Raw genomic sequence first — 12,388 nt, 5'->3', positions numbered from 1 at the left:
ACCGCCTGCTACGATGCCGCGGCCATGGAATCCACGATGACCCTTGCCCGGCCAAGATGGGCCACCGAAGCACTGGTGTGGGCGGGCGCGGGCGCCTGCGTCGCCGGCCTGTTCGCGCACCGCCTGTGGCAGGCGCTGCCCGCCGCTCGGTTTGGCGAAACCCTTCTGCTCGCTGGGCTTGCCAGCCTCCTTGCGTGGACGCTTTCACGCTGGCGCCAATGGCCGCGCGCCACGGCCCTGCTGGTGGTCTGGGGCGCCGCCCTGGTGGCGATGACGGGGCCGCTCCCCGTTCTGGCCGCGGTGGTGATCCTGGCGGCGGCTATGACACTGGGTGCCTGGCTGGTCGGCGACGGCGACCCTGCGATCGCATGCGCCAGCGGCGTGGCGGTGTTCGCGTGCGTGGGCGGCTGGCTGCTGCCTTTGCCGGTGCACTATGCCTGGAGTTGGGGGCCGCTGTTGCTGGCCCTGCTGGTCTGGCGCCGCCGCTCACTGGCGACACAGTCACGCATGCTGGCGTCGGCGTGGAAAGCGGACGCTGCGGAAACGCCACGCGCCGCGACCTGGAGCGTGCTCGCGCTGGGGCTTGCCTCCGCCGGCACGTGGCTGCCGACGATGCAGCACGACGACTTGGCTTATCACTTGGGCCTGCCGTGGCAGCTGATGACCACCGGACGGTACGCGCTCGATCCAACCCATCAGGTCTGGACGATGGCGCCCTGGGCCGGCGACGTGCTCAATGGCATCGCCCAATTGCTCGCCCACGCCGAAGCGCGCGGGCCGCTCAATGCCGGTTGGCTGCTGCTGACCTGTGCCGGCCTGTGGCGCCTGGCCTCTGCCCTCGGCCTGCCGGTCGCACTGCGCTGGGCCACCCTCGCCCTCTTCGCGAGCCTGCCGCTGGTTCCGGCCCTGCTGGCGAGCATGCAGACCGAGGCCGCCGCGACGGCGACGACCGTGCTGCTGGCGTCACTGGTGATGCAGCCACTGTCCCTCAAGGGGCGCAGTTTGTGGGCGGGAGCGCTGCTGTTCGGGCTGTTGGTGGCGCTCAAGCCGCTGCACGCGCTGGCGGCGCTGCCATTGTTGGCATGGGCGGGCTGGCGGCATCGCATGGCGCTTACTGATTGGCGGGTACCGGTTGCAGCCGCCTCGGCGCTCGCGCTCGGCGCTTCCAGCTACGTCTATGCGTGGATGGTCGCCGGCAATCCCGTATTGCCACTGTTCAACGGCGTCTTCCGGTCACCCTATTTCGGCGCCTACAACTTTGGCGACGCGCGCTGGCATGCCGGTTTCGATGCGACGCTAGGTTGGGGTCTGACATTCCAGACCAGCCGTTACCTGGAAGGCTGGGACGGGGGCTTCGGCTTCGTGCTCATCGCATTGGGCGGGGCTGCGCTGGTTGCATTGGTGCAGCGGCACACGCGCGCGTTGGCCTCGTGTGCGCTGGCTGCGATGCTCCTGCCCCTGGCCGGCATGCAGTACGCGCGCTATGCCCAACCGGGACTGGTCCTCCTGCTCCCGGCACTGGTGGCCGCGCTGCACGCGAGCCTGCCATCGCAGCGCGTGCGTTGGGTGCTGATCGGCACCTGCCTGCTCAACGTGGCCTTCCAGGCCAACGCTCAGTGGGTGCTGCATATCGGTGCGGTCAAGCGCAGCATCGGCCTGTTGGGACGGGACGCACCGCTGCTCCAGCGCTATGCGCCCGAGCGCGTCATCGCCGCTGCCATCCGGGAACAGGCGCCCGAACACGGGCCGGTGCTGGTCCTGTCGTCGTCCCCGGCCTACGCCGAATTCGGCACGCTGGGGCGCACGACGACCTGGTATGCCCCGCGCATGGAGGCCACGGCACGTGCCGCCGAGGACGACGCCACTGGTCGCGCTTGGCACGCGCTGCTGGTACGCGAAGATATCACCGAGGTCGTGTTGCGCCCAACCGAGCTTACGGCCGCCCAGCGGGCCGGATTGCAGCGGGCAGGCGCACAGCGCCGGATGGCCGCCGGTGAGGCGGAATGGTGGCAGTTGCCTGCGCGCGCGCCAGAAGCGGCGACGGTTTCGCCATGAGCCTGACCCGCCAGAGCGGCCACTACCTCGCCATTGGCATCGCCCAGTGGCTGCTGGACTGGAGCGTGATGGTCGGCCTCAGCCATCTGGGTTTGCCGGTGGAGGCGGCCAACGTCGCCGGTCGGATCATCGGTGCCAGCCTGGGATTCTGGGCCAATGGCCGGATCACCTTTGCCAGCGAAGAGACCGCCGTCGGGCGGCGCCAACTCGTCCGCTTCCTGATGCTGTGGACCGGCACCACCGTTGCGAGCACCTGGGCGATCGGCAGCATCGACGCCGTGCTTGGGCTGAAATGGGCGTGGGTGGCGAAGCCCGTCGTGGAGGGAGCGCTGGCCGTCGTCGGCTTCTTCGCCTCGCGGCACTGGATCTACAAGCGCTGACTCAACCCTAGCCACCGCGCTTGGGCCTTTTCCCTCCATCCACCTCCTTGCGACATTGGGGAGGAGTGGGCCTGCGGGTGTGTTGCGGAAGAGCCGGCCATGGATGGCCGGCGGGCGCGACGCCGCGCAGGATGCGCGGACGGAACGCTGTAGCAACACACCCGCAGGCCCGCTCCGGCTAACCACGCCACAATCACCACAAACAAAAAAAAACGCCGGCCCAAGGCCGGCGTTTTCGCAACCACCTTGCCCGAAGGCTCAGTGCTTGAGGTTCTTGCGCAGGCGCTCCAGCGCGCTCAGCTGGGCGATGCTCATCGCCAGCTGGGCCTGGGCTTCTTCCAGGCTCATCTTCGGATCCTTCTTGGCGAGGATGCGCTCGGCTTCTTCCTTCGCCGCGCGCACGGCTGCCTCGTCGATGTCCTCGGCGCGGATCGCGGTGTCGGCCAGCACGGTCACCACCTGCGGCTGCACCTCGAGGATGCCGCCGGAAATGGCGATGTCGACCTGCTCGCCGCCCGGCAGGGTCACCACGACCTTGCCCGGCTTGAGACGGGTGATCAGCGGCGCGTGGCGCGGCGCGATGCCGAGTTCGCCCATCTCGCCGGTGGCGACCAGCAGCTCGGCGTCACCGTGGAAGATCTCGTTCTCGGCGCTGACGATGTCGCAACGGAAGGTGGTGCTCATCAGGATGTCCTTGGTTGATCAGGCGTGGAAGAAAGGGTGGGCGCTCAGCCCACGCCCATCTTCTTGGCCTTCTCGACCGCTTCCTCGATGGAGCCGACCATGTAGAACGCCTGCTCCGGCAGGTGGTCGTACTCGCCTTCGACGATGCCCTTGAAGCCGCGGATGGTGTCCTTCAGCGACACGTACTTGCCCGGCGAGCCGGTGAACACTTCGGCCACGTGGAACGGCTGCGAGAAGAAGCGCTCGATCTTGCGGGCGCGCGACACGGCCTGCTTGTCTTCTTCCGACAGTTCGTCCATGCCCAGGATCGCGATGATGTCCTTGAGCTCCTTGTACTTCTGCAGGGTGGCCTGCACGCGGCGCGCGGTGTCGTAGTGCTCGTTGCCGATCACGTTCGGGTCCAGCTGGCGCGAGGTCGAGTCCAGCGGGTCCACGGCCGGGTAGATACCCAGCGAGGCGATGTTACGCGACAGCACGACGGTGGCGTCGAGGTGGGCGAAGGTGGTCGCCGGCGACGGGTCGGTCAGGTCGTCCGCGGGCACGTACACGGCCTGGATCGAGGTGATCGAACCGGTCTTGGTCGAGGTGATGCGCTCCTGCAGGACGCCCATTTCCTCGGCCAGGGTCGGCTGGTAACCCACCGCCGACGGCATGCGGCCCAGCAGCGCCGACACTTCGGTACCGGCCAGGGTGTAGCGGTAGATGTTGTCGACGAACAGCAGCACGTCCTTACCCTTGCCCGACGCGTCCTTCTCGTCGCGGAAGTACTCGGCCATGGTCAGGCCGGTCAGCGCGACGCGCAGACGGTTGCCCGGCGGCTCGTTCATCTGGCCGTACACCATCGCCACCTTGTCGAGGACGTTGGAGTCCTTCATCTCGTGGTAGAAGTCGTTGCCCTCGCGGGTACGCTCGCCCACGCCCGCGAACACGGACAGACCCGAGTGCGCCTTGGCGATGTTGTTGATCAGTTCCATCATGTTGACGGTCTTGCCCACGCCGGCGCCGCCGAACAGGCCGACCTTGCCGCCCTTGGCGAACGGGCACATCAGGTCGATGACCTTGATGCCGGTTTCCAGCAGGTCGTTGGCCGAGGACTGCTCCTCGTACGACGGGGCGCCACGGTGGATTTCCCAATGGTCGGACGCCTGCACCGGGCCGGCTTCGTCGATCGGGGTGCCGAGCACGTCCATGATGCGGCCCAGCGTACCGGCGCCGACCGGCACCGCGATGCCCTTGCCGGTGTTGGTGGCGATCAGGTTGCGCTTCAGGCCGTCGGTCGAACCGAGGGCGATGGTGCGGACGACGCCGTCACCCAGCTGCTGCTGCACTTCCAGCGTGATCGCGGTGCCGTCGACCTTCAGCGCGTCGTACACCTTCGGCACGAACTCACGCGGGAACTCGACGTCGACAACGGCACCGATGATCTGAACGATCTTGCCCTGGCTCATTGTGGTTTCCTCTAACTTTAAATCTGCGTGGCGCGGGCGGTTGCCCGTGCCGGAATGTGTGTAAACCCGGGCTTAGACCGCCGCGGCGCCGCCGACGATTTCCGAGATTTCCTGGGTGATCGCCGCCTGGCGGGCCTTGTTGTAGACCAGCTGCAGGGTGCCGATGAGCTTGTTGGCGTTGTCGGACGCGGCCTTCATCGCGACCATGCGCGCGGCATGTTCGGAGGCCACGTTCTCGAGCACCGCCTGGTACACCAGCGACTCGATGTAGCGGGTCAGCACGTGGTCCAGCACGCCTTCGGCGTTGGGCTCGTAGATGTAGTCCCAGTCATGCTTGGCGACCGGCGCATCCGACGGCGGCAGCGGCAGCAGCTGGTCGAACGTCGCGCGCTGCACCATCGTGTTGATGAAGTCGTTGTAGCAGACGAACACGCGGTCGATGTTGCCGGCGCTGTAGCCGTCCAGCACCACCTTGACCACGCCCACCAGCTGCTCGAGCTTCGGCTGGTCGCCCAGGTGGGTGACCGAGGCCAGCATGTTCACGTGCAGGCGGCGGAAGAACACCGAGGCCTTCTGGCCGATGGTGACCACGTCGATCTCGACGCCCTGCTCCTGCCACTTGCGGAACTCGGCAACGAGCTTGCGGAACATGTTGTTGTTCAGGCCGCCGGCGAGGCCGCGGTCGGACGACACCACGATGTAGCCGACGCGCTTGATCTCCTTGCGCTCGACCATGTACGGGTGCTGGTAATCGCTGTTGGCCTGGGCCAGGTGGCCGATCACCTGCTTCATCACGCGCGCGTAGGGGCGCGAGACCCGCATCCGCTCCTGCGCCTTGCGGATCTTGGAGGCCGAGACCATCTCGAGCGCGCGCGTCACCTTGCGGGTGTTCTGCACGCTCTTGATCTTCGTCTTGATTTCGCGTCCGCCTGCCATGCTGCTCTCTTCTGCTTGGACTCAACGACGCGGGCCTAAGCCCGCGCGGATGGTGGCCTACCCTGCCGGGACGCCGCGAACGGCGCGCCCGGCGTGGGGCTTACCAGGAACCGGTGGTCTTGAACTCGCCGATGCCCTTCTTGAAGGCACCTTCGATGTCGTCGTTCCAGTTGCCGGTGCTGTTGATCTGCTCGATCAGCGCGCCCTGGGTGTTGATGAAGTGGGCGTGCAGGCCGTCTTCGAACGCCAGGATCTTGTTGACCGGCACGTCGTCGAGGTAGCCCTCGTTGACGGCGTAGATCGACAGTGCCTGCAGCGCGATCGACATCGGCGCGTACTGCTTCTGCTTCATCAGCTCGGTGACGCGCTGGCCGCGCTCGAGCTGCTTGCGGGTGGCTTCGTCCAGGTCCGAGGCGAACTGCGCGAACGCAGCCAGCTCACGATACTGGGCGAGGGCGATACGGATACCGCCCGACAGCTTCTTGATGATCTTGGTCTGGGCGGCACCACCGACGCGCGACACCGAGATACCGGCGTTCACGGCCGGGCGGATGCCGGCGTTGAACAGGTCGGTTTCCAGGAAGATCTGGCCGTCGGTGATCGAGATCACGTTGGTCGGCACGAACGCGGAGACGTCACCGGCCTGGGTCTCGATGATCGGCAGCGCGGTCAGCGAGCCGGTCTTGCCCTTCACGGCACCGTTGGTGAACTTCTCGACGTACTCCTCGGACACGCGGGCGGCGCGCTCGAGCAGGCGGCTGTGCAGGTAGAACACGTCGCCCGGGTAGGCTTCGCGGCCCGGCGGACGCTTCAGCAGCAGCGAAATCTGGCGGTAGGCCACGGCCTGCTTGGACAGGTCGTCGTACACGATCAGGGCGTCTTCGCCGCGATCCATGAAGTACTCACCCATGGTCGCACCGGAGTAGGCGCTGATGTACTGCATCGCGGCCGATTCGGACGCGGTGGCGGCCACGACGATGGTATGGGCCAGCGCGCCGTTCTCTTCCAGCTTGCGCACGATGTTGGCCACGGTCGAGGCCTTCTGGCCGATCGCGACGTACACGCACTTGATGCCGGTGCCCTTCTGGTTGATCACGGCGTCGATGGCCATCGCGGTCTTGCCGGTCTGGCGGTCGCCGATGATCAGCTCGCGCTGGCCGCGGCCGATCGGGATCATCGAGTCGACCGACTTGTAACCGGTCTGCACCGGCTGGTCGACCGACTTGCGCCAGATCACGCCCGGGGCCACGCGCTCCACCGGGGCGGAGATGGCGGCGTTGATCGGGCCCTTGCCGTCGATCGGCTCGCCCAGCGCGTTCACGACGCGGCCCAGCAGTTCCGGACCGGTCGGCACTTCGAGGATGCGGCCGGTGGTCTTGGCCACGTCGCCTTCGCGCAGGTGCTCGTAGTCACCCAGGACCACGGCGCCGACCGAGTCGCGCTCCAGGTTCAGGGCGAGCGCGAACGTGCTGTTCGGCAGCTCGATCATTTCGCCCTGCATCACGTCGGCCAGGCCGTGGATGCGCACGATGCCGTCGGACACCGAGGTGACGGTGCCTTCGTTGCGCGCCTCGGCGGCCAGCTTGACCTTCTCGATGCGGGTCTTGATCAGTTCGCTGATTTCGGACGGGTTGAGCTGGGTTTGCATGGGAGTTTCCCTATGTGCCCGGCGTTGCCGCCGGAGTAGCAATTGAAGACTTTGTGTGCCGTCAGCCCGCGAGCGCGGACTGCAGGCGCGAGAGCTTGCCCTTGAGCGAACCGTCGATGACCACGTCGCCGGCGTCGATCACCGCGCCGCCGATCAGCGATGCGTCGATGGCCGTCTCGATCTCGACGTCGCGGCCAAAGCGCTTCTTCAACGCGGCCTTGATCGACTCGAGTTCGGCGGCCGGCAGTTCGGCGGCGGCGGTCACCTTGGCCTTGACCACGCGGTCGGCCTCGGCGCGCAGCTCTTCGAACAGCCCGGCGATTTCCGGCAGCAGCGGCAGGCGGCGGTTGTCGGCGAGCAGGCCGAGGAAGCGGATGAACGCTTCGTCGGCGCCGTCGATGACCAGCAGGCCAACGGCGTCGGCGCTGCTCAGCAGCGGATGGCCGAGCACGGCTTGCGCCTGCGGGTCGGCGGCCACGCGCGCGGCGAAGGCCAGGGCCTTCGACCAGTCGGCGGAGCGGCCGCCCTCACGCGACAGCGCGAAGGCTGCGCGGGCATACGGGCGGGCGAGGGTCAGGGGCTGGCTCATGGTGGGCTCAGATTTCCGCGGCGAGCTCGTCGAGCAGCGCCTTGTGGGCGTTGGCGTCGATTTCGCGCTTGAGCAGCTTCTCGGCACCGGTCACGGCCAGGGCGGACACCTGCTTGCGCAGGTCTTCGCGGGCGCGGGTGGCGGACGCTTCGATCTCGGCCAGGGCCAGGGCCTTCTGGCGCTCGCCTTCGGCAAGGGCTTCGTTCTTGGCCTGGTCGATGATCTGGTTGGCGCGCTGGTGCGCCTGCTCGATGATCTCGTTGGCCTTGCCACGCGCTTCGCGCAGGGCGGCGTCGACCTGTTCCTGCGCCTGGGCGAGGGCCTTCTGGCTGTTGTCAGCCGCGGCCAGGCCTTCGGCGATCTTCTGCTGGCGCTCTTCGATCGCGGCCAGCAGCGGCGGCCAGATCTTGGTCGCGATGATCCAGATCAAACCGGCAAAAGCCAGCGCCTGGGCAATGAGGGTCATGCCGATGTTCATTGATGATGCTCTGCCAGAGGTGACGGGAAAGGGCGCGATGGCGCGCCCGTCCTTCAACCGTGGCGCAGGCCGGCGAACCGGCCCGCACCAGTCAAGCGGGTGGGCTTATCAGCCGGCCAGCTTGGCGGCTTCGGCCAGCAGCGCCGAGGCCAGCGGGTTGGCGAAGGCCAGCAGCAGGGCGACGGCGACGGTGATGATGAACGCGGCGTCGATCAGGCCGGCGGTGATGAACATGCGGACCTGCAGGACCGGGATCAGCTCCGGCTGGCGGGCGGCCGACTCAAGGAACTTGCCGGACATGATGGCCAGACCGAGACCGGCGCCGAGGGCGGCGAGGCCGATCATGATGCCGACGGCCAGAACGGTCGAGGCCTGAACCGAAGCGAGGTGGGCAAGGATTTCCATGGTTGTCTCCGAACGGGTGCTTAAGGGTTGAAACGAGGAAGGGTTGAAACGATTCGAGCGTGCGCCGAGGCGCTTAGTGAGCGTCTTCCGACAGGCTCAGGTACACGATGGACAGCATCATGAAGATGAACGCCTGCAGCGGAATCACCAGCAGGTGGAACAGCATCCAGCCGAGGCCGAACGCGCCGCCCGCGAGGGCGCCCAGAATGCCGGCACCGCCGAGCACCCAGATGAGGAGGAACACGATTTCGCCGCCGAACATGTTGCCGAACAGTCGCATGGCCAGCGAAATCGGCTTGCTCAGCCACTCAACGATGTTGAGGATCAGGTTGAACGGCACCATCCACTTGCCGAACGGCGCGGTCAGGAATTCCTTGGTGAAGCCGCCCAGGCCCTTGGAACGGATGGCGAAGAACAGCATCAGGAAGAACACGCTGATCGACATGCCCAGCGTCGCGTTGACGTCGGCGGTCGGCACCGGCTTCCAGTAATGCACGCCGACCAGCTCCAGCGGCTTGGCGATGAAGTCTGCCGGGATCATCTTCAGCAGGTTCATCATCAGGATCCAGAAGAACAGGGTGATCGCGATCGGCGTCACCAGCTTGCTCGGACCGTGGTAGGTGTCGCGCGCCTGCTTGTCGACGAACTCCAGGCAGATCTCGACGAAGGCCTGCCACTTGCCCGGCACGCCAGAGGTGGCCTTGCGGGTGGCGAGCCAGAACGCGAACACGATCACCAGACCCATCAGGACCGCGGTGATGAAGGTGTCCAGGTGCAGCGTCCAGAAGCCACCCTCGCCGACTTGGACGGTCAGGTTCTTGAGGTGGTGCTGGATGTACTCGGTGGGAGTCAGTTCTGCCGCGCCGGCCATGTGCCCTAAACCTTGCAAGTTAAATTTGTGAACAACGAGCGGTGCCTCAGCGGCGGGTCGCGGCCAGGGCGAGCGCAACGAGTGCAGCCACGATCCCCAGCAGCAACGGCAGCGCCGGCAAGTGCCAGACCACCACGCCCAACCACAGCACCACGAACACCACCAGCCACTTCAGTGCCAGGCCCGCCAGCCAGCGGCCCATCACCGCACCCGCAGACCCGACGCCGCCCCTGAACAGCAGGCGGGCCGCAAGGGCACCCCCGACCGCCATCGCGCCGCCGCCGAGCAGCGCCGCGAAGGCATGCGTGCCACCCTTGGCCAGGAAAGCCAGCGCCAGCAGGGCTGTCGCGGTGGCTTGCCAGACGACCGTGCGGGTCGCCAGGCGACGGCCTGCTGAATGTGGGTCGTGCACGCTGGCCCCGGTCGGAGGGAGTGGGCTGAAAAGCGCCCGGGTAAGCCGCAAAAGTATAGAACGGCTACGGGGGCGGAGCAACCGACGATGGTCGGCGCTTTCCGTGTGGCCGGCCGGATTCGCGACCACATCGATTGGCGCAAGCTATGGAAACAGCACGAAATTTCGATTGAACAGCGCTGGGACCGGTCGCATAATCGCAAGTGATTCTCATTTGCGAGCAGCTGCCATGCGCAAGACCCTCAGCTTTGCCAGCGTGCACTTCACCGTCGCGTTCTCGGTGGGCTACCTGATGACCGGCAGCGCCTGGGTCGGCGGTGCGCTGGCGCTGGTGGAGCCGGCGGTCAATACCGTGGCGTTCCACCTGCACGAAAAGCTGTGGGCACGCCTGCAGCGCCGCGGTGCGTAGGCACCAGTGACGACTCGGACCCGGGGCTATGCCTGAGGTGTCGCGGGGCGGGGAACCTTTCCGCGAACGCCCGGTCCCATCTTGGGAGTGCCGCCTCGTCAAACCTCCTCGTCAAAGGCAAGCAATGGCGGCACTCAAAGTCCCGGCCCGGGCGTGCTCCCCGGGCCGGGGCTTTACGTGGCGCGATCGCCGCGCGGTCGCGCGACACCGCATCCGACGTCCGGTTACTTCTTCTTCGCGATGTACAGGTCGGTGATGGTGCCGTCGAACACCTCGGCCGCCATGCCGACCGACTCGCTCAGCGTGGGATGCGGGTGGATGGTGGCGCCGATGTCGTGCACTTCGCAGCCCATTTCGATCGCCAGCCCGATCTCGGCGATCAGGTCGCCCGCATGCACGCCGACGATGCCGCCGCCGATGATGCGGTGGGTGGCCTCGTCGAACACCAGCTTGGTGAAACCTTCGGTGCGGCCCAGGCCGATCGCGCGGCCGGAGGCGGCCCACGGGAACTTGCCCACGCCGACCTTCAGGCCCTTGGCCTTGGCTTCGGTCTCGGTGACGCCGACCCAGGCAATTTCCGGATCGGTGTAGGCGACCGACGGAATCACCCGCGCCACCCATTCCTTCTTTTCGCCGAACGCGACTTCGGCAGCGAGCTTGCCCTCGTGCGTGGCCTTGTGCGCGAGCATCGGCTGCCCCACCAGGTCGCCGATGGCGAAGATGTGCGGGACGTTGGTGCGCATCTGGCGGTCGACCGGGATGAAGCCGCGATCGGTGACCTGCACGCCGGCTTTGTCGGCATCGAGCTTGCCACCGTTGGGCGTGCGCCCCACGGCGACCAGCACGCGGTCGAACGTCTGCGCCTCAGGGGCGGTGCCGCCTTCGGTGGCGGGCTCGAAGCGCACCTTGATGCCGCTCTTGAGCGCTTCGGTGCCCGCCGCCTTGACCTTGGTGTGGACGGTGACGCCCATCTTCTTGAGCCGGTCGGCCAAGGGCTTGATCAGGTCCTTGTCGGCACCGGGCATGATCTGGTCGGCGAACTCGACCACGGTGACGTCGCTGCCCAGGGCGCGGTACACGGTGGCCATTTCCAGGCCGATGATGCCGCCGCCAACGACGAGCAGCTTCTTCGGCACGTCGGCCAGGTCGAGCGCATCGGTGGAGTCCATGACGCGCTTGTCGCGCGCACCGTGCTCTCCCCAGGGGAAGCCCGGCAGTTTCACCGCCTGCGAACCGGCGGCGATGATGCACTGCTCGAAACGGATGAGCTGGGTCCCGCTCTTGCCGGTGACCTCCAGCTCGTGCGGCGACACGAACCGGCCTTCGCCTTCAAGCACGCGCACCTTGCGGTGCTTGGCCATGGTGGCCAGGCCCTTGGTCAGTTGCTCAACCACCTTCTCCTTGTGCGAGCGCAGCGAGTCGAGGTTGAGCTTCGGCTTGCCGAAATCGATGCCGTATTCGCTGGCATGTGCGGCTTCGTCGATCACCGCGGCGGCATGCAGCAGCGCCTTGGACGGGATGCAGCCGACGTTGAGGCAGACACCGCCGAGGGCGGCATAACGCTCGACCAGCACGGTGTCCATGCCGAGGTCCGCCGAGCGGAATGCGGCGGTGTAACCACCGGGGCCGGCACCGAGCACCAGCATGCGGCATTCGACATCGGCCTTGCGGCCGGAGGCGGCGGCGGACGCCGGGCCGGCCGGCGCCGCTGCGGAGAGTGCCATCGCCGATGCCGGGGTGCTCGCGGGCACGGTGGCCGGCGCTGGGGTCGACACTGCTGCGACGGCAGGTGCCGGAGCCGCTGCAGGCGCGGCGGCCTCCGCTGCGCCCTCGCCCACGGCGTCGATCACCGCGATCACGCTGCCTTCGGAGACGGCATCGCCGAGCTTGACCTTGAGCTCCTTGATCACGCCGGCGTGCGAGGCCGGCACTTCCATCGTCGCCTTGTCCGATTCCAGCGTGACCAGGCCCTGGTCCTTGGCGACGGTGTCGCCCACGGCAACCAGCAGTTCGATCACCGGCACATCGTCGTAACCGCCGATGTCGGGCACTTTCAGTTCAATCGTGGCCATG

The 12,388-nt window shown here is 67.1% G+C and carries 13 protein-coding genes; 3 read left to right on the top strand and 10 right to left on the bottom strand.

Annotation, left to right across the window (positions count from 1 at the left end; translation table 11 throughout):
• Nucleotides 1–36 precede the first annotated feature (36 nt).
• Together ACYVBS_RS11525 and ACYVBS_RS11520 are read left to right on the top strand one after the other, a co-directional pair.
• Nucleotides 37–2,055, top strand: coding sequence for a hypothetical protein (locus ACYVBS_RS11525; protein ID WP_460823774.1), 2,019 nt, complete (start codon nucleotides 37–39; stop codon nucleotides 2,053–2,055).
• Nucleotides 2,052–2,435 carry a GtrA family protein gene (locus ACYVBS_RS11520; protein WP_460823773.1) on the top strand — a complete coding sequence of 128 codons (384 nt, stop codon included), beginning with the start codon at nucleotides 2,052–2,054 and terminating at the stop codon, nucleotides 2,433–2,435. The genes ACYVBS_RS11525 and ACYVBS_RS11520 overlap by 4 nt, the downstream gene beginning before the upstream one ends.
• A 258-nt stretch (nucleotides 2,436–2,693) precedes the next feature.
• Here ACYVBS_RS11520 and ACYVBS_RS11515 read toward each other — a convergent pair whose 3' ends face one another.
• From ACYVBS_RS11515 to ACYVBS_RS11475, 9 genes are all read right to left on the bottom strand, one after another.
• The gene (locus ACYVBS_RS11515) at nucleotides 2,694–3,119 is read right to left on the bottom strand and encodes a F0F1 ATP synthase subunit epsilon (protein ID WP_460823772.1); all 426 of its coding nucleotides are present in this window, start codon (nucleotides 3,117–3,119) and stop codon (nucleotides 2,694–2,696) included.
• A 44-nt stretch (nucleotides 3,120–3,163) separates the two neighbouring features.
• The gene (gene atpD / locus ACYVBS_RS11510) at nucleotides 3,164–4,567 is read right to left on the bottom strand and encodes a F0F1 ATP synthase subunit beta (RefSeq protein ID WP_460823770.1); all 1,404 of its coding nucleotides are present in this window, start codon (nucleotides 4,565–4,567) and stop codon (nucleotides 3,164–3,166) included.
• 72 nt (nucleotides 4,568–4,639) lie between these two features.
• Complete coding sequence (atpG, locus tag ACYVBS_RS11505; RefSeq protein ID WP_460823769.1) at nucleotides 4,640–5,503, bottom strand: F0F1 ATP synthase subunit gamma; 864 nt, start codon at nucleotides 5,501–5,503, stop codon at nucleotides 4,640–4,642.
• 100 nt (nucleotides 5,504–5,603) lie between these two features.
• Nucleotides 5,604–7,151: a F0F1 ATP synthase subunit alpha gene (gene atpA, locus ACYVBS_RS11500; protein ID WP_460823767.1), complete on the bottom strand. Its 1,548-nt coding sequence runs from the start codon at nucleotides 7,149–7,151 to the stop codon at nucleotides 5,604–5,606.
• A gap of 61 nt (nucleotides 7,152–7,212) precedes the next feature.
• A complete protein-coding gene (locus ACYVBS_RS11495) occupies nucleotides 7,213–7,740 on the bottom strand; it encodes a F0F1 ATP synthase subunit delta (protein WP_460823766.1) in 528 nt (175 codons plus the stop codon).
• Between the two features lie 7 nt (nucleotides 7,741–7,747).
• Nucleotides 7,748–8,218, bottom strand: a complete 471-nt coding sequence (locus tag ACYVBS_RS11490; RefSeq protein ID WP_460823764.1) for a F0F1 ATP synthase subunit B — start codon at nucleotides 8,216–8,218, stop codon at nucleotides 7,748–7,750.
• Between the two features lie 108 nt (nucleotides 8,219–8,326).
• Complete coding sequence (gene atpE / locus ACYVBS_RS11485; RefSeq protein WP_036138930.1) at nucleotides 8,327–8,623, bottom strand: F0F1 ATP synthase subunit C; 297 nt, start codon at nucleotides 8,621–8,623, stop codon at nucleotides 8,327–8,329.
• A 73-nt stretch (nucleotides 8,624–8,696) separates the two neighbouring features.
• Entirely contained in the window at nucleotides 8,697–9,494 is a 798-nt protein-coding gene (gene atpB / locus ACYVBS_RS11480) for a F0F1 ATP synthase subunit A (RefSeq protein ID WP_460823763.1), read from the bottom strand.
• 46 nt (nucleotides 9,495–9,540) lie between these two features.
• On the bottom strand, nucleotides 9,541–9,906 hold the full coding sequence (locus ACYVBS_RS11475; protein WP_460823762.1) for a hypothetical protein: 366 nt from the start codon (nucleotides 9,904–9,906) through the stop codon (nucleotides 9,541–9,543).
• A 229-nt stretch (nucleotides 9,907–10,135) separates the two neighbouring features.
• On the opposite strand from ACYVBS_RS11475, the gene ACYVBS_RS11470 reads away from it, so the two are divergent.
• On the top strand, nucleotides 10,136–10,315 hold the full coding sequence (locus tag ACYVBS_RS11470; RefSeq protein ID WP_460823760.1) for a DUF2061 domain-containing protein: 180 nt from the start codon (nucleotides 10,136–10,138) through the stop codon (nucleotides 10,313–10,315).
• Nucleotides 10,316–10,539: 224 nt separating this feature from the next.
• On the opposite strand, the gene lpdA is transcribed toward ACYVBS_RS11470, so the two are convergent.
• Entirely contained in the window at nucleotides 10,540–12,387 is a 1,848-nt protein-coding gene (gene lpdA / locus ACYVBS_RS11465) for a dihydrolipoyl dehydrogenase (RefSeq protein ID WP_460823759.1), read from the bottom strand.
• Nucleotide 12,388 lies beyond the last annotated feature (1 nt).

It is taken from the genome of Lysobacter olei, assembly GCF_054777355.1.
The sequence above is the reverse complement of the archived record's forward strand: the minus strand, read 5'-3'. Positions and strand labels throughout refer to the sequence as shown.

Bases quoted from the DNA above. Each gene is read 5' to 3' on its own strand.
- ACYVBS_RS11525 (WP_460823774.1), top strand. From the start codon at position 37: ATGACCCTTGCCCGGCCAAGATGGGCCACCGAAGCACTGGTGTGGGCG.
- ACYVBS_RS11520 (WP_460823773.1), top strand. From the start codon at position 2,052: ATGAGCCTGACCCGCCAGAGCGGCCACTACCTCGCCATTGGCATCGCC.
- ACYVBS_RS11515 (WP_460823772.1), bottom strand. From the start codon at position 3,119: ATGAGCACCACCTTCCGTTGCGACATCGTCAGCGCCGAGAACGAGATC.
- atpD (WP_460823770.1), bottom strand. From the start codon at position 4,567: ATGAGCCAGGGCAAGATCGTTCAGATCATCGGTGCCGTTGTCGACGTC.
- atpG (WP_460823769.1), bottom strand. From the start codon at position 5,503: ATGGCAGGCGGACGCGAAATCAAGACGAAGATCAAGAGCGTGCAGAAC.
- atpA (WP_460823767.1), bottom strand. From the start codon at position 7,151: ATGCAAACCCAGCTCAACCCGTCCGAAATCAGCGAACTGATCAAGACC.
- ACYVBS_RS11495 (WP_460823766.1), bottom strand. From the start codon at position 7,740: ATGAGCCAGCCCCTGACCCTCGCCCGCCCGTATGCCCGCGCAGCCTTC.
- ACYVBS_RS11490 (WP_460823764.1), bottom strand. From the start codon at position 8,218: ATGAACATCGGCATGACCCTCATTGCCCAGGCGCTGGCTTTTGCCGGT.
- atpE (WP_036138930.1), bottom strand. From the start codon at position 8,623: ATGGAAATCCTTGCCCACCTCGCTTCGGTTCAGGCCTCGACCGTTCTG.
- atpB (WP_460823763.1), bottom strand. From the start codon at position 9,494: ATGGCCGGCGCGGCAGAACTGACTCCCACCGAGTACATCCAGCACCAC.
- ACYVBS_RS11470 (WP_460823760.1), top strand. From the start codon at position 10,136: ATGCGCAAGACCCTCAGCTTTGCCAGCGTGCACTTCACCGTCGCGTTC.
- lpdA (WP_460823759.1), bottom strand. From the start codon at position 12,387: ATGGCCACGATTGAACTGAAAGTGCCCGACATCGGCGGTTACGACGAT.